The organism is Microbulbifer sp. HZ11 (assembly GCF_000708675.1).
GTDB lineage: Bacteria > Pseudomonadota > Gammaproteobacteria > Pseudomonadales > Cellvibrionaceae > Microbulbifer.
In genome coordinates, this window is record NZ_JELR01000002.1 from 109,106 (window position 1) to 125,210 (window position 16,105).

The 16,105-nt window shown below is 54.7% G+C and carries 11 protein-coding genes; 4 read left to right on the forward strand and 7 right to left on the reverse strand.

Annotated elements, in window-relative coordinates; all coding sequences use genetic code 11:
• Positions 1 to 134: 134 nt before the first annotated feature.
• From AU11_RS08330 to arfB, 4 genes are all read right to left on the reverse strand, one after another.
• Positions 135 to 1,004 (reverse strand): hypothetical protein, encoded by an 870-nt coding sequence (locus AU11_RS08330; protein WP_051687099.1) that lies wholly within the window; start codon positions 1,002 to 1,004, stop codon positions 135 to 137.
• 131 nt (positions 1,005 to 1,135) lie between these two features.
• The gene (locus AU11_RS08335) at positions 1,136 to 3,736 is read right to left on the reverse strand and encodes a TonB-dependent receptor (RefSeq protein ID WP_043318657.1); all 2,601 of its coding nucleotides are present in this window, start codon (positions 3,734 to 3,736) and stop codon (positions 1,136 to 1,138) included.
• Between the two features lie 185 nt (positions 3,737 to 3,921).
• Positions 3,922 to 4,977, reverse strand: coding sequence for an Ldh family oxidoreductase (locus AU11_RS08340; RefSeq protein ID WP_043318660.1), 1,056 nt, complete (start codon positions 4,975 to 4,977; stop codon positions 3,922 to 3,924).
• 26 nt (positions 4,978 to 5,003) lie between these two features.
• Entirely contained in the window at positions 5,004 to 5,420 is a 417-nt protein-coding gene (gene arfB, locus AU11_RS08345) for an alternative ribosome rescue aminoacyl-tRNA hydrolase ArfB (protein ID WP_043318662.1), read from the reverse strand.
• 113 nt (positions 5,421 to 5,533) lie between these two features.
• Here arfB and AU11_RS08350 point away from each other — a divergent pair, with 113 nt between their 5' ends.
• From AU11_RS08350 to AU11_RS08365, 4 genes are all read left to right on the forward strand, one after another.
• The gene (locus tag AU11_RS08350; RefSeq protein ID WP_043318663.1) at positions 5,534 to 7,525 is read left to right on the forward strand and encodes a choline BCCT transporter BetT; all 1,992 of its coding nucleotides are present in this window, start codon (positions 5,534 to 5,536) and stop codon (positions 7,523 to 7,525) included.
• A gap of 62 nt (positions 7,526 to 7,587) precedes the next feature.
• Positions 7,588 to 9,576, forward strand: a complete 1,989-nt coding sequence (locus AU11_RS08355; RefSeq protein ID WP_043318665.1) for a choline BCCT transporter BetT — start codon at positions 7,588 to 7,590, stop codon at positions 9,574 to 9,576.
• Positions 9,577 to 9,631: 55 nt separating this feature from the next.
• The gene (locus AU11_RS08360; RefSeq protein WP_043318667.1) at positions 9,632 to 10,144 is read left to right on the forward strand and encodes a GNAT family N-acetyltransferase; all 513 of its coding nucleotides are present in this window, start codon (positions 9,632 to 9,634) and stop codon (positions 10,142 to 10,144) included.
• Between the two features lie 414 nt (positions 10,145 to 10,558).
• Positions 10,559 to 12,541, forward strand: coding sequence for an alkyl/aryl-sulfatase (locus AU11_RS08365; RefSeq protein WP_051687100.1), 1,983 nt, complete (start codon positions 10,559 to 10,561; stop codon positions 12,539 to 12,541).
• Positions 12,542 to 12,560: 19 nt separating this feature from the next.
• On the opposite strand, the gene AU11_RS08370 is transcribed toward AU11_RS08365, so the two are convergent.
• From AU11_RS08370 to AU11_RS08380, 3 genes are all read right to left on the reverse strand, one after another.
• Complete coding sequence (locus AU11_RS08370) at positions 12,561 to 14,261, reverse strand: sodium:solute symporter family protein (RefSeq protein WP_043318670.1); 1,701 nt, start codon at positions 14,259 to 14,261, stop codon at positions 12,561 to 12,563.
• A 3-nt stretch (positions 14,262 to 14,264) separates the two neighbouring features.
• Positions 14,265 to 14,612, reverse strand: coding sequence for a DUF4212 domain-containing protein (locus AU11_RS08375; protein ID WP_043318672.1), 348 nt, complete (start codon positions 14,610 to 14,612; stop codon positions 14,265 to 14,267).
• A gap of 86 nt (positions 14,613 to 14,698) precedes the next feature.
• Positions 14,699 to 16,036 (reverse strand): DcaP family trimeric outer membrane transporter, encoded by a 1,338-nt coding sequence (locus AU11_RS08380; RefSeq protein ID WP_197023807.1) that lies wholly within the window; start codon positions 16,034 to 16,036, stop codon positions 14,699 to 14,701.
• Positions 16,037 to 16,105: the final 69 nt, after the last annotated feature.

A 16,105-nucleotide genomic window follows, 5' to 3' on the forward strand; every position in this document is an offset into this window, starting at 1 on the left:
CGCTATTCTCCGTGTTGTGTATTCGCCTAACGTCGCTGGGAAACGGTCTTTTTAAGACACGTCCCCCTAATGTAGACCTAAACGGCGCCGTTTCGGCAAAATACACGTCGAACAACCCGCCCCGATGCCGCCGTTCAATCCTGGCTGAACTGTCCGGGACCACGTATCTGACTGCCGATCGCGGCGTCAACTGGCGCCGTCACTAGCGGAACCTGCATGCGGAATACCTTGCGATCCTGCTTGCGGATCCCCCAGATCTCTCGCTGGCGACTACTGCGATCCCAGGCAATTCCCTGCCCGTGTATTTCCGGTGCCTCAATTGTTGCGACCCAGCGCAGTTCCGATCCATGGGCCGGAATCTGCATAACATAAATTTCCGGATGATCGTGACCAGTCAGATAGAGATACCCGTCCGGGCCCCAACTGCCCCCAGAATTGCTCATTGGCGCAATGCGTCTGAGCACATTTTCCGGCAGTGTCCAGCGCGCAAGAACCTGAAAACGCTCATCCATTTTCACTACCTGTGTGCGTATGGTCTGACCGTAGGCGATCTCCTGCCCTTTTTGTACCTTGTCGTAATTTCCAAAGGCACCCCACCAGTAACCGTTATGGCGATCCAACCAGGTAAAGGACCCGAGCTCGATGCCAAAACTGTGGGTTGCGATATGCTCCATGGTCTCGGTATCCCATACTTCCACCGAACTGGTCATTGGCCATTCTGGATAATTTGAGTGGGATGCGTAAAGTTTTCCTTTCCACACCATTCCGCTATCCATATGTATCAACGGCCCCTGTTCACTGATACCATCCCACTGCAGTATCGGTGCGCCATCGGACTTGCGGTGCTTGGTGATACGGAAATTGTTCACCGCATAAAAAAATTGCTTATCCACTGCAATTCCCTGCCTTGCATCGAAAGTATCGAATGTCTCCAGGGTGGTTGCACGCAATCGCTCATCCGCAGTAACCGATATTGCTACTATCCACAGCAGCAACAGCTGCATGACACTTGTTAGCCTGACGTTGCTTGTCGACCCTGTAAAATACTCTGCCAATTTCATGCCAACCTTTTTTCTCAGAATGTAGAAACAAAAAAAGGCTCTCCCAGGGAGAGCCCATTAACCCACCAAATACGTCAGAAGGCGTAAGTGGCACCCAGGTAATAGGTGGAGCCAACATATTCGTATTCTGTATTCATACTCTCATCCCCCCCCTGGAATTCGGTGGTGGGTTCATTGTTCAGGTTATTGATATCCAGATAGACCGAGAAGCTGTCGGTTGCCGCATAAGAGGCACGGAAATCCCAGCGTCCAAACTCACCCTGCTCAATATCATCCGCCACATTTTCCAGGCTGTTGAGGTCGGTCAGGAATGAGGCGTTATAGTTGTAAGTAAGCCCCGCATAGAAACCGTAGTTTTCAAAGAAAAAGGTAAAGCTTTGAATTTCCTCCGGCTGCCCTTCCAGCTTGCGGTTTACCCCCAGGTTACTGTCAAAGAAGGTCGCGTCGATATCCGTGTAGGAGTAACTGGCCCCCAATCCATTAAACGGCGCGGGCAGGTTGACCAGCTGATGCTGCAGATTGAATTCGTAGCCGGTAATCTCTGCGGTATCCGCGTTTTTGACGGTGCGCACGGTTAACTCTTCCACACCGTAGTCACTGCCCAGATACACCCCGCCGTCAATTACCTGCTCATCATTGACGATGATGTTATCAATATCTTTACGGAACCAGGCCAGGGAGATGACGCTGGACTCACTGGGGTACCACTCCATGGATAGGTCATAGTTGTCCGCTTCATAGGGCAACAGGTCCGGGTTGCCAATGGACAGCACCGCGTCCCCGTCATCGTTAACACCAAATTGGGAGCTGGCGCTGAGGTCGGCATAATCCGGGCGCCCGAGGCTGGTAGTGAAAGATGCGCGGGCGATCAGGTCATCGCGGATCAGATATTTGGCCACCAGGGACGGCAGCAGCACATCACTGTCACCCTCAATCGACACGGTGGAGTAGTTGCCTTCCGCATCCTGTTGCGAGGCACTGGAGGCGAGATCGGTCTGCTCGTAGCGCAGGCCCGCAATCACATCCAGGCGATCGAAACGCAGGGTATTCATCACATAGGCCGCAGAGGTGGTCTCTTCCACAGTGCGGTCGCTCCCCAGCTGGGCAGCGACATTGCCGCTGTCGGCATCAAACAGGCCGGGGTTGCTGCCATACAGTGCATTCAGTGCGTCGAGATCAAACCAGAGATTGTCCTGGCGCATGCCATTGACATCGTTCTGGAAGCTGCCATCGGTCACTGGATAGTTACTCAGCGTATCGCGGATCACACCGTAATCCCGATTGCCGAAATCAAAGTGCTTTTCGTTGGCGGTCACCTTCAGGCCGAATTTCACGCTCGACTCGGATCCGGCAAAGTCGTACAAACGCTCCACATCGAAACGCGCACTCTGGATGTCCTGCTCTGCGCGATCATTCTGATAACCGACCGAGTCAAAGCGCAGGTTCTCGGCCACGTTGTGCACGGCCGCGCCTGGATTGATCTCGACAACGCCATCGCCGTTAACGACAAAACTGTCCGGGCCCATCACCACAGAATCGTCCTGACGGAAAGACCAGTCCGAATTGGTTTCGTGCAGCTCACTGCGGCTCAGGTTGACACCGTAATCCAGTTTCCACAGATCCAGATCCGTGTTGCCCGCGAGACTGAAGTTGGTCAGGGTTTTCTCCACATCCTCACGGCGCAGGTCAGCGCGGATATAAGTGCCGCCCTCGGCCATATACACCCTGTCACCCTCTATACGGTCGATCAGGTCCGCATCCTGCTCGATACCCTGACGGAATCGATTGCGGTGCTGGAACTCTTCGAATTCACTGTAAAAACCCTGAGCGAGAATATCGGTGGTGTCATTGAGGCGGTATTCCAGGCCACCGATCAGGGTTACGCGGTCGCGTCCGATCACGTAGTAGTTGTTTTTTGTCTGCTCCGGGAACATCAGGCCATCCACTTCGGCCCAGTCGTCCTGATAGATACCCTGCGCCAGATACTCCCGTTCCGTTGAAGAAGCCCCCAGGTTCCAGCCCAGTTTTTCACTGATTTTTCCGGAGACGGCCAAGTCGAAGTTCTGAGGGTTTTTACCGTCGTAGTACGGATTTTCCTGATCCGCCTCTTCCAATCCCATGCGCAGGTTTGCGGTTGCATTGAATTCGTCGCCTTCCAGAGGGCGCTTGGTCACGATATTGATGGCGCCGCCGATGCCCTCACCGTCCATATCCGCGGTCTTCGCCTTGTACACTTCCACGCGCTGCAACAACTCACCGCCGAGAAGGTCCAACGGCATGGAGCGACCGCTGCCATCTTTTTCCGGAGATCCGGTGACAAAGCCATTGACGTTCACCCGGTTCCAGTCAGGTTTGATACCGCGAATAGACGCGAAGCGACCTTCACCTTTTTCAATGAGAATGGAGACACCGGGCAGGCGATTCAGGGATTCCGCCGCGTTCTTGTCCGGCAGGCGGCCAAGGTCATCGGTTGCCAGGGCTTCCATTACCACCGGCATGTCCCGCTTGATATCCAGCGCCCGCGTACGGGACAGACGCTGACCGGTGACTGCCACCTCTTCGAGCCCGGTCGTTTCCGTTGTCACAGTGGCATCCTGTGCACTGGCGATATTGGTGCTGGCAAGGACTGCCAGGGTGAGAGTTGATACAGGAAATAGGTGACGCAAAGACGCCATGATTGCCCCCAGAGAGTGTGTCGTTGAAAAGTCGACGGAATCTCTTGGCCCCGCCGTGTAGTTGACAGCACCATACGGGGGCAAAGTGACACTAAGGTGCCACTAAAATGACCGGTCAGTGAACAGTAAGTTACCAGCTATCCCGGTAACCCATATTTCACCAGTGGTGAAATTGAAAATGGTTTTCAGTCACCTATCACCGCCGGCATGGGAATGGCGTATTCACTGGAAAGCTTCTGCAAATCTTCTTCGATGGTGGGATAAAGTGAAACGCCCTGTGCCATCTGCTCGCGACGCAGATCCCAGGCCCGCTTGCCGGGTACCCGTGGGGCCCCGCCGCCATCCGTCTCACAGGACTCCCATAGATGGGTGAGTGCTGCGGTCTGGCGAAGAAAGCTCTGCTCACTGCCAAATGCTTTAGGGTCGATAATCTGCAGAAATACAGAATTGGCTTCATCATCCGCTGCCACATCATCTGCGCGACCATAGCCGCCAAGCCCCATGGTGAGAATTTCCAACATGGCGGACAAAGCCGCGCCCTTGTAACCGTGATCTGCTCCCCCCACGGGCAGAATACTACCGCCCTCGGCAAAGACTGCCGGATCAGCAGACAGCTTACCGTCACTGTCTTTGAGATATCTTTCCGGCAACTGCTTACCTTCTCGCTCCGCACGTGCGACATAGCCACCGGCGGTCACCGACATACTGATATCAAATAACAGGGGGTAGTCTGCGGCAGGCGCGCAGAAAGCGAGAGGGTTGGCGGAAAACAGGGGCGTTTTACAGCCCTGTGGAGAAACGGTTTCTTCTGCGGGGGTGGAGCAGGTGAGAATTCCTACGCAATTGCGCTCGATAATCTTTGGAAGGTAGGCGGCCAGACAGGCAATATGCTGGCTGCGGCGAATGGTTGCGGTCACAACGCCGTGTTCCTGGACCCGCTCGAGCGCCTGGTCAATGGCCAGACTGACAATCCAGGGACCGGGTAAGAATTCCGCATCCCAGTTAAAGCAGTTTCCGCGGTCCGACAGTACATGAGGGTTACCCTCAATGCGTGAAGCACCGCTTTCCAGCCAATTGAGATTGCTCGCCACACGGTGCAACCCATGGGTAGTAAACCCCATCAGATCCGCCTGCAAAAACGTTTCCGCCATCACATCGGCACGTACGCGAGCGAGGCCCGTTGATGCAAACAGATCGCTGGCAAATTGTTTCAGGTCACGCGCGCTGTATCGGGTGGGCATGAATTCTCCTTCTGATATATGGGCGTTCAGTGATCGGTGATTTTTCCACGCAGAGACTTTATCTTCCCCCTCTGGGACTTGTGCTGCAAGCGACGCTCTCTGGAGCCGCGAGTGGGCTTGGTGGGTACCCGCTTTTTCGGGGCTTTCGCCACGCTGACAATCAGCTCACTCAAGCGCTCCAGTACATCCGCCCGGTTTTTTTCCTGGGTACGGAAGCGCTGCCCCTTGATGATCACCACGCCATCGGCGGTAATCCGCTGATCGCGCAAGCCAAGCAAGCGCTCCTTTATTACGGGGGGAAGGCTGGAGGCCTGAATGTCAAAGCGCAGGTGAATCGCCGTGGACACCTTGTTGACATTCTGGCCGCCGGCGCCACCGGACCGCATCGCGTGCATCTCGACTTCTTCCAGAGGAATTTCGACAGTTTGAGAAATTTTCCACATATCAACCGGCAATAATATGAGCTGTGTTTATAAGGCTAACTTTCGTCTATGCTGTGAGCAATCGGCGCAAAATTATACCTCTACGTAGGGGTGGTACATTTTAGGACTCGGGAATGCCTGACACTATCGACAGTAGTAAACAACCGGCTCATTTCAATCCACCGGTATTTTACTCGGCCACCGCGGTACTGCTGATGATGGTCGCCTATGCCGTTCTGGCTCCCGACCACGCGACATCCACGTTTAAAACCATGCAGACGTGGATCGTAACGCATATGAGCTGGTACTACGTGTTAACGGTGGCGGTGATTCTGATTGGCACCATCATTATTGCCATGTCCCGATTCGGCGAAATTAAAATGGGGCCGGAGCACGCGGAGCCCGAGTACGATTTTACCTCCTGGTTCGCCATGCTGTTTTCCGCTGGTATGGGGATAGGATTACTGTTTTTCGGCGTGGCCGAGCCGGTCATGCACTACCTGCAGCCACCGGTTGGCGAAACGGGTACCGTATTTGCCGCCCGCGAAGCCATGGTGCTGACCTTTTTCCACTGGGGCTTCCACGCCTGGGCCATCTACGCCATTGTGGCCCTGATACTCGCCTACTTCAGCTATCGCCATAAACTCCCTCTCACCCTGCGCTCCGCCCTGTATCCACTGATCGGCGAGCGTATATACGGCCCCATTGGCCACGCGGTGGATGTATTCGCTATTGTCGGTACCGTGTGCGGTGTCGCCACTACGCTCGGCTACGGCGTATTGCAGATCAACTCCGGGCTCAATCACCTGTTCGGGCTACCAGTGGGACAGTCGGTGCAGGTCGTATTGATTGTGGTTACCACCATTCTCGCCACAGTCTCGGTAGTTCTCGGGCTGGATGCCGGGATCAAGCGCCTCTCACAGCTCAATATGACCCTCGCCGCGATACTTCTGATCATGGTGTTGTTACTGGGCAGTACGGTATACCTGCTGCAGGCGTTCGTGCAAAACTTCGGAAGTTACGTATCGGAAATCGTCAGCAAGACATTCAACCTGTTTGCCTACGAGCCCACCGACTGGCTCGGAGGCTGGACAATTCTCTACTGGGGCTGGTGGATGTCCTGGTCCCCCTTTGTGGGCCTGTTTATTGCGCGCATATCCCGGGGCAGGACCATTCGTGAGTTCGTCATTGGCGCCATGCTGGTTCCGGCACTGGTGACCATGCTATGGATGACCTTTTTTGGCAACTCCGCCATCCACATGATTCTCGATCAGGGGATGACACAGTTGGGGGAAATCGTTGCGAAAGATCAGTCGGTAGCACTCTTCCAGTTTCTGGAGCAGTTCCCCTTCTCGTCGGTTTTCTCCTTTGTCGCGGTCATCATGGTGATCGTATTCTTTGTCACCTCAGCCGACTCCGGTGCCCTGGTCGTCAACATGCTCTCTTCTCACGGAAAAGATGAAACTCCACTCTGGCAGCGGATTTTCTGGTGTGCACTGATCGGCGTTGTTGCTATCGCACTGCTTCTTGCGGGAGGCCTGGGTTCGCTCCAGACCGCGGTTATCGCCAGCGCATTGCCTTTCTCGGCCATTCTGTTATGCGCGATGTACGGGCTGGTCAAGGCATTGCGTACAGACACCGTTAAACGCACCACCCAATCCGCCATTGTCGCGCCTATCAGTGCTAGAAACCCCGTAGTCTGGCAGCGGCGACTGAAAAATGCGCTCAAACTGCCGTCTCTGGCGGAGGTCCACGAATATATTCGGGACGTGGGTAAGCCCGCGCTGGAGGAGTTCGCCGAGGAAATACGGAAAAACGGCTACGAGACCACCGTCACGGAGAAACACAACCAGTGGGTCCAGCTGACCGTATGCCAGGGGGATGAAACCGGGTTTGTTTACGGCATCTATCCCAAGGCCACGCTCAAGCCCGATGCCAGTCAGCCCGACAAGGAACTGGCAGACGATTACGATGACGGCTCCCCGGATACGTATTTCCGCGCGGAAGTCCATCTCTATGAAGGTGGCCAGGACTACGATGTCATGGGCTGGACCAAAGATCAGTTGCTTACGGATATGGTGACCCAGTACGAACGCCACCTGCAATTTCTGCACACCTTACGCTAGTCTCTTCGGTAAAAACCCTGAGAGATTGATTCAACCCGACATTTCCCGACCGAGTCAGACCAATGCAATCGCACACCACGGAAGACGGAAAAGCAAAATTTGATCCCCCGGTGTTCTATACCGCCACCGGCCTACTGCTTTTACTGGTGGCGTACGCGGTGTTTTTTCCAGAGGATGCAACCACTCGCTTCCAGAGCATGCAGAGCGGCATCGTCACTTACATGGGCTGGTACTACGTGTTGATTGTCGCGGTGTTACTGGTGACGGTAGTCATCATCAGCATGTCGCGGCTCGGTGACATCAAACTCGGGCCGGAACATGAAAAACCCGAATACGGATTCTGGTCCTGGCTCGCCATGCTGTTTTCCGCCGGCATCGGTATCGGGCTGCTGTTTTTTGGTGTGGCCGAGCCGGTAATGCACTATATAAACCCGCCGGATGCCGAGCCGGGTACAATCGAGGCGGCTCGTGAGGCGATGATCCTGAGTATCTTCCACTGGGGTTTTCACGTCTGGGCTATTTTTGCCGGCGTTGCGCTGATTCTCGGTTACTTCAGCTACCGCCACAACCTTCCCCTGACTCTGCGCTCGGCACTCTACCCGATGATTGGCGAACGAATTCACGGGCCAATCGGACACGCCATTGATGTATTTGCCATTGTCAGTACTGTATGCGGTGTTGCCACGACACTAGGCTTCGGCGTGCTGCAAATGAACTCGGGGCTGAATCATTTGTTTGGTATTCCCGTGGGCGAGGTAACCCAGGTCATACTGATCGTGGTGACCACCTCCCTTGCCACAGTCTCCGTGGTAGTGGGGCTGGATGCAGGTATCAAGCGACTTTCACAACTGAATATGGGGTTGGCGGCGCTGCTGTGCCTGACCATTCTGGTTCTGGGCAGTACTGTATTTCTGTTTCAGGCGTTCGTGCAGAACCTCGGCAGCTATCTTTCTGTTCTGGTCAACCGCACTTTCAATCTCTACGCCTACGCCCCCACAGACTGGATCGGTGGCTGGACCATTTTCTACTGGGGCTGGTGCCTGAGCTGGTCCCCCTTTGTCGGGTTATTTATCGCGCGTATTTCCCGCGGCCGCACCATCCGGGAATTCGCTGTGGGCACCCTGCTGATGCCTACACTGATTACCATCATCTGGCTGACGGTATTTGGCAACTCAGCGATCAAATTGATTCGGGACGACGGCTTGCAGTCTCTCGCCGATATGATTCAGAAAGACCAGTCTCTGGCACTGTTCCAGTTTCTGGAGCAATTTCCCTTCTCCCAGGCGCTATCCGGCCTCGCTATTATTCTGGTGGTGATATTTTTTATCACCTCTGCAGATTCCGGAGCCATGGTAATGAACATGCTTTCTTCTCACGGGCGTGACGACACCCCCGCCTGGCAACGGATATTCTGGTCAGCAATTATCGGGGTCGTGGCCATCGCACTGCTTCTTGCCGGCGGGCTCGCATCATTACAAACCGCCGCCATTGCCAGTGCACTCCCCTTCTCCATCATTTTATTGGTAGCCATATACGGCCTGGTCAAGGCACTGCGCATGGACTCAGCGAAAAAAGATGCACAGTCAGCACCGGTGGCTCCTATCAGTGCACGCAACCCGGTCTCCTGGGAGCGTCGATTGCGCAACCTGGTGCAGTTGCCTTCGCTTCAGGAGGTACACGAGTATATCCGAGAGATTGCCGAACCGGCTCTGCACAAATTTGCCGCGCAGATGCAGAAGAATGGATTTGTTGCAGAAGTCACCGAAGACGAGAACGCAGTTATTCATCTCACCGTCTACCAAGGTGATGAAGTGGATTTTCTCTACAGTATTTACCCCAAAGCACACCTGAAACCCAATGCCAGCAATGCGGATACGGTGCTGGACGACAACCACGACAATGGCTCCCCGGATATTTATTTTCGCGCTGAAGTGCACCTGAGTGAGGGAGGCCAGGATTACGATGTAATGGGCTGGACCAGCGATCAGTTATTGACCGACATTCTGTCCCAGTACGAACGGCACCTGCAGTTCCTCCACTCTCTACGCTAAGCCTATCGCGTAATTGCCGTTACAATGGCCGGATCAACCATGGAGTGCTCCGGTCATGCCCCCACTAATTACAACCCGCCTGCAGCTTCGTGAGCTCACGCAAAGCGACGACGATGCCCGTTTCACCCTCGCGTTGGTGAACGATCCAGATTTTCACCGTTTTATTGGCGACCGCGGTGTGCGGACCCTGGAAGATGCCCGCGAGTACCTCAAAAAAGGCCCGCTAACCATGTACAAGACCCATGGCTTTGGCATGTACTGTGTGGAGCTGCACAATGGCACACCCATCGGTCAGGCAGGACTGATTCGCCGCGATGGACTGGACGATGTAGATATCGGCTTTGCATTTCTTCCGCAGTATCGCGGACAGGGATTCGCGCGAGAAGCTGCCCACGCGGTAATGGCCTGGGCGCAAGAGCAACTGGGGCTACAACGTATCGTCGCTATTGCATCTCCGGAAAATCATCCATCCATTGGGGTGTTGGAGGAAATAGGGCTCAAGAAGCAAGGTCGAATTACCCTACCTGGAAGTAATGACCCACTGCTACTGATGGTCTGGGAAGTTTGACAAAGCGGCACTCAAAATCTAATCCGCGGTTTCTCTGAAACCGCTTGCCCCCACCGAACCAACTTCCTGCCACTACCGGTTTCTGTATCTTTCTGCCCCTACTAAACGCTACACATTACCTCACCAGTGGTCGCGGCATCGTGTGGTAACCGAAAAAATAAACTTCAGCCACATAAAACGCTCTACCAGTAACGCGGCTCAACGTGGAAACCAGAGCCAGACGAAAAGTCATACCTCCCAAAACAACGGCAGACTAACTGTGCCTTCCATTTCGTTTTCCTTCTGCTGGCGCTTTTTGGCGTGAATAATCTTCAAATTCATCTACCAAGGAAGTTTTCAGCGCATTCCCGGATGAAGACATGGTCTAGGCTTTCCGCATATTCGCAAATTGGCTTACGGAACCAGCAGATACTTATGAGAAATTCACGCCAACTCAATCCCCCAATGCGCGCGTTGCTCGGTGCATTTTTACTACTGCAGATGGCAGCGGTATCCAGCGAAGAGCCCAAACCTGCATCGGCGGCCACCAAAGCCGCCAATGCCCAGGTACTGAAAGAATTACCATTCAATGACAAGGCCGACTTTGAAAATGCCCAACGTGGTTTGATCGCACGACCGGAGAGCCTGACGATTAAAGATGCCAAAGGCAATGTGGTATGGGATATGGAGGCCTACAAAAAATTCATCGGTCTCGACAAATCGGCCCCGGACACTGTCAATCCGAGCCTTTGGCGCAATGCACAACTGAATATGCTGTACGGACTTTACAAGGTAACCGATAACATCTTTCAGGTCCGCGGTTATGACATTACCAATATCACCTATGTGAAAACCAATAGCGGCTGGATCGTTTTCGACCCGTTGATTTCTACCGAAACCGCCAGGGCGGCGCACGAGCTGGTCACAAAAGAACTTGGCGAACGCCCGATCCAGGCCGTGGTATACAGCCACTCCCATGTGGATCACTACGCGGGAATCAAAGGCATTGTCAGTCAGGCCGATGTTGACGCGGGCAAGGTGAAAATCATTGCGCCGGAGGGCTTTATGGAGCACGCCGTCAGCGAAATGATTCTGGCGGGTAATGCCATGTCACGGCGCGCGGTCTTTATGTATGGCGCGGTACTACCACGCAACGCCCAGGGCAGTGTGAATGCAGGCTTGGGGCAGTCTAATTCCACCGGCACCATCACAATGATTCCCCCTACGGAGATCGTTTCCAAAACCGGTACAGAAATCACTGTTGACGGCGTGAAAATGATATTCCAGATGACCCCGGGGACCGAGGCACCGGCAGAAATGAACACCTGGTTCCCGCAATGGGATGCCATGTGGATGGCCGAGAACACAACCAACACTATGCACAATATCCTGACTTTGCGCGGCGCTCAGGTACGGGATCCGCTGGTATGGGCAAAATATCTGAATGAGACCATCGCCCTGTATGGCGGCAAGGTCAAAGTGAAATTCCAGAGCCATCACTGGCCCATGTGGGGCAACAGGGAAATTGTGGATTACTGGAAAAAGCAGCGGGATCTGTACAAATACATCCACGATCAAACGGTAAACCTGTTGAACAAGGGGTACACCGGGCCGGAAATTGCCGACATGATCGAGCTGCCGCCAGAGCTGAACGACTTCTGGCCAAACCGCGGCTACTATGGCACCTTGCGCCACAATTCCCGCGCCGTGTACCAGCGTTACATGGGCTGGTACGACAGCAATCCCGCCCATCTGGACCGACTGCCGCCGGAAAAAGCTTCGAAGAAGTATGTCGAGTACATGGGCGGTGCTGACGCCATCATGAAGCGCGCCAAAGCAGATTTTGACAAGGGCGATTACCGCTGGGTGGCAGAAGCACTCAACCAGCTGGTGTTTGCCGAACCCGACAATACCGCAGCGAAAAACCTGCTGGCAGATACCTACGAACAGCTCGGTTACCAGGCGGAAGCCGGCACTTGGCGTTCGGAGTATTTGCAGGCCGCCTTCGAATTACGCAATGGCACTCCCTCATCCGGCGGTGTCAACGCCGCCAGTCCGGACACTATACGTGCCATGTCACCGGAAATGCTGTTTGACTACCTCGCGGTCAGGCTCAATGGTCCAAAAGCTGCCGGTAAGAGAATCGCACTGAATATGAATTTCCCGGATTTGAAAAAGGAATACGCGGTCATCGTTGAAAATGGCGTACTGAATTACTTCCCTACGCCGATGACTAAACCGGATGCCACCATCAATATCCCGAAAACCGTACTGGATTCCATTCAGCTGGGTGAGACCGACCTGAAATCAGCGGTGAATCAGGGTGATGTCAAGATTGATGGTGACTCCGATAGTTTTGTCCAATTTGTGGGCTTACTGGATAACTTCCCCTTCTGGTTCAATATTGTGACCCCTTAAGCAGGGGTCACACCATTGATCAGTGCGCGCTGGCCTGGCCAGCGCCTTGCGGGAAGCGAATGCTCTCGACCATTTCCTGCACATCTTTCGGGGCCTCACGGGTCACTTTCGCCACCGCGATCGCCACCGCGAAGTTGATAATCATACCGAGAGTACCGATGCCTTCCGGGGAGATACCAAACCACCAGTTGTCCGGGGTGTTGGCCGCCGGGTTGATGAACTTGAAGTAGCAGATATAGGCCGCGGTAAACAGGATACCGGAAACCATACCGGCGATAGCGCCTTCCTTGTTCATCCGCTTGGAGAAGATCCCCATGATGATCGCCGGGAAGAAGGACGACGCCGCAAGCCCGAAGGCAAAGGCGACCACCTGCGCCACGAAGCCCGGTGGATTGATCCCGAGATAGCCGGCAATACAGATGGCCACCGCGGCCGCACCGCGAGCGTAGAGCAGCTCCTTCTTCTCACTGATATTCGGCATCAGGTTGCGCTTCAACAGGTCGTGAGAAATCGATGTAGAAATTACCAGTAACAGACCTGCAGAGGTGGACAGCGCTGCCGCCACGCCACCGGCGGCCACCAGGGCAATTACCCAGGCCGGCAGATTGGCAATTTCCGGGTTCGCCAGCACCATGATGTCGCGGTCGACGCTCATCTCGTTGCGCTCGTCACCGGAGTAGAACATGTTGCCATCGCCGTTCTTGTCTTCCCATTTGATCAGACCGGTTTCTTCCCAGTTGGAAATCCAGCTCGGCGCTTCAGCGTGGGCGGTGCCATTGCCGTCCGGACCGTTGATGGTGTCGATCATGTTCACACGGGCGAAGGAGGCAATGGCCGGTGCGGTGGTGTAAAGCAGTGCAATAAACAATAGTGCCCAGCCCGCCGATTTACGCGCGTCGCGTACCTTCGGCACGGTGAAGAAGCGCACAATCACGTGGGGCAGACCCGCGGTACCCACCATCAATGCGGCGGTGATAAAGAACACATCGATGGTACTTTTCGTCCCCGAGGTGTATTCCGCAAACCCGAGTTCCGCAGAAAGTCCGTCGAGTTTATCCAACAGATAGGTTCCGTCCGACAGCATGCCACCGAAACCGGTCTGCGGCAGTACATGGCCGGTCATCATGATGGAGATAAAGATCGCCGGCACCATGTAGGCAAAGATCAGTACGCAGTACTGGGCAACCTGGGTGTAGGTAATGCCCTTCATACCGCCGAGGACCGCGTAGAAGAACACCACCCCCATGCCGATCACAACACCGGTGGCGATATCCACTTCCAGGAAGCGGGAGAAGACCACGCCCACACCGCGCATCTGCCCGGCCACATAGGTAAAGCACACAAAAATGGCGCAGATCACGGCCACGGTACGGGCAGCCTGGGAGTAGTAACGGTCGCCAATAAAGTCCGGTACGGTAAATTTACCGAACTTACGCAGGTAAGGCGCGAGGCACAGTGCCAGCAGCACGTAACCGCCGGTCCAGCCCAGCAGGTATACCGCACCGTCATAACCCATAAAGGAAATCAGGCCGGCCATGGAAATAAACGAGGCCGCCGACATCCAGTCCGCCGCCGTGGCCATGCCGTTGGCCACCGGGTGTACGCCGCCGCCGGCGACGTAAAAGTCGTTAGTGGAGCCGGCACGGGCCCAGAGGGCGATGCCGATATAGAGAACGAAAGTCGCACCGACTATCAGGAAGGTAAGGCTCTGTACGTCCATAGTTTAGTGACCTCCCTGCAGCTGTTGTGCTTGGGATTGTCGCGCTTCGGGTGCAGCGGCGGTACTCGTCTGCTCGGCAGGTTCGTCGTCTTCGTAGACGCCGTACTTTTTATCGAGCTGATTCATTTTGTAGACGTAAACAAAAATCAGCGCGAGGAACATATAGATGGCGCCCTGCTGGGCAAACCAGAAGCCCAGTTTGAATCCACCCATGCGGATCTGGTTCAGTTCTTCCACAAACAGAATGCCGCAACCAAACGAAACCACAAACCACACCACCAGCAAGCTGAGCATCAGCTTGAGGTTCTCCCGCCAGTAATCACTGGCCTTCTGTTTACTCTCGAAACTCATCGTCTTCACTCCACTTTATCGTTTACTTATTGTCGATTTGAATATGGAAACTATTCCCAAAAAAATATCAGAAAAGATATTTCCCGTCAGAAAACGTACTTCACAGAAAGCTGCATGCGCTGAAGGGATCCTTCATCGTCGGTGAGTAATCCACTCGCGTTCTCCACTTCCTTACTGGAAAAAATATACTCACCACCCAGGGTCATTTTGGGTACCGGCGAATACATCAGGTTCAGGTGCAGGCTCTGGTAGGAAGACGGCGTCATATCGGAAACCATTTCAGGGTTGTCCGCCGCGGTAGCGGAAAGCACCAGATTGCTGCGCCACTGATCGCTCCAGAAATGGCGTAGGGCCACATAGCCGCCGTGCTGGTCGATCAGATCTATGCTGCCATCAACGGGATTGATAATACCGCCGCGGTAGCTGTTCAGCCCGAGGTAACGGCCCAGGGCATTGCCGTAGCTGTACATAAAGCGCAGGTCGTCGCGACCCAGTTGCCATTTACCGGCGAGACTGATGGCGTAGCCCTGCTCGGATTCGTTGCTGCCATCTGCGTGGTCGTAGGCCAGTTCGCGGCTCATGGAGGCAATGGAATAACTCAGGTCACCGATATTGTTGTCATAGCGCAACACCATATCCGGACGACTGTTGTCGTCGTAGGGGTTTTCGGCGCCGTTGTAGAGGGTCGTGGCCGGGTTTTCCGCAGCAATCATCACCTTGCCACTGCCGAAGCCCTGGGTATAGCGCAGTTGCGGCTGGCGCTCGAAAATCGTGCCCACCGGGCCGACAAAATCCAGCCCTTCCGGCAGGGTACCCACATTGAAAAACGTGGACCAGGCCTGACCGGCCAGCAGTGAACGGTCGCCATCGATATTCCAGTTCACATAGGCGTGACGCAGGCGCTGGGCATAAGAGTTACTGATACGTTCATCCCCCTGCCCGCCCGCCATGGCATCGATCTCGATATGGGTATCCACACTGCCGGCACCGGCCTGAGTGGATGACTTGAAGAACAGGCGGGTGGATTTTGCGTGGGCGTTGTAGTGCACGCCCCCGCTCTCGCCACCGATTGGAATGGTGGAAGGCACCAGGAAATCTTCACCGATACCCGCGGTTGCCGCACTGCCATCGGAGTAATCACTGAAAATGCTGTCCAGTTTGATGTAACCACCAATCTGGATCTCGGTACTGCCAAAGGTGGCCGTTTTGGGCGGTTCCGGATTTTCCACAATCTGAGCCTGCTGACTGGCCGCCAACTGGTTCACCTGAGCCTGTAGCTGGGCAATGCGCTGCTGCAACTGTTCGGCGGTCATTGCTTGGGATGAAAGATTGTCTGACTCGGCCGCGGTTGCGGGTAAGCCATTCACCATCGCTGCCAGCGCGATCGCACCGGCCAAACTGCTTTTTATTATTGTTACCGACATAGTCTTTGTCCTTGCCGTCGTTTGTTGGAGTGAGCACTCCAAGCAAACAACTTCGCGGATCAATCTGGT

What these genes read in the sequence shown, in the direction of transcription:
- AU11_RS08375 (WP_043318672.1), bottom strand. Translation starts at nt 14,612, where the DNA reads ATGAGTTTCGAGAGTAAACAGAAGGCCAGTGATTACTGGCGGGAGAAC.
- AU11_RS08380 (WP_197023807.1), bottom strand. Translation starts at nt 16,036, where the DNA reads ATGTCGGTAACAATAATAAAAAGCAGTTTGGCCGGTGCGATCGCGCTG.
- AU11_RS08370 (WP_043318670.1), bottom strand. Translation starts at nt 14,261, where the DNA reads ATGGACGTACAGAGCCTTACCTTCCTGATAGTCGGTGCGACTTTCGTT.
- AU11_RS08330 (WP_051687099.1), bottom strand. Translation starts at nt 1,004, where the DNA reads ATGCAGCTGTTGCTGCTGTGGATAGTAGCAATATCGGTTACTGCGGAT.
- AU11_RS08360 (WP_043318667.1), top strand. Translation starts at nt 9,632, where the DNA reads ATGCCCCCACTAATTACAACCCGCCTGCAGCTTCGTGAGCTCACGCAA.
- AU11_RS08335 (WP_043318657.1), bottom strand. Translation starts at nt 3,736, where the DNA reads ATGGCGTCTTTGCGTCACCTATTTCCTGTATCAACTCTCACCCTGGCA.
- arfB (WP_043318662.1), bottom strand. Translation starts at nt 5,420, where the DNA reads ATGTGGAAAATTTCTCAAACTGTCGAAATTCCTCTGGAAGAAGTCGAG.
- AU11_RS08350 (WP_043318663.1), top strand. Translation starts at nt 5,534, where the DNA reads ATGCCTGACACTATCGACAGTAGTAAACAACCGGCTCATTTCAATCCA.
- AU11_RS08340 (WP_043318660.1), bottom strand. Translation starts at nt 4,977, where the DNA reads ATGCCCACCCGATACAGCGCGCGTGACCTGAAACAATTTGCCAGCGAT.
- AU11_RS08365 (WP_051687100.1), top strand. Translation starts at nt 10,559, where the DNA reads ATGAGAAATTCACGCCAACTCAATCCCCCAATGCGCGCGTTGCTCGGT.
- AU11_RS08355 (WP_043318665.1), top strand. Translation starts at nt 7,588, where the DNA reads ATGCAATCGCACACCACGGAAGACGGAAAAGCAAAATTTGATCCCCCG.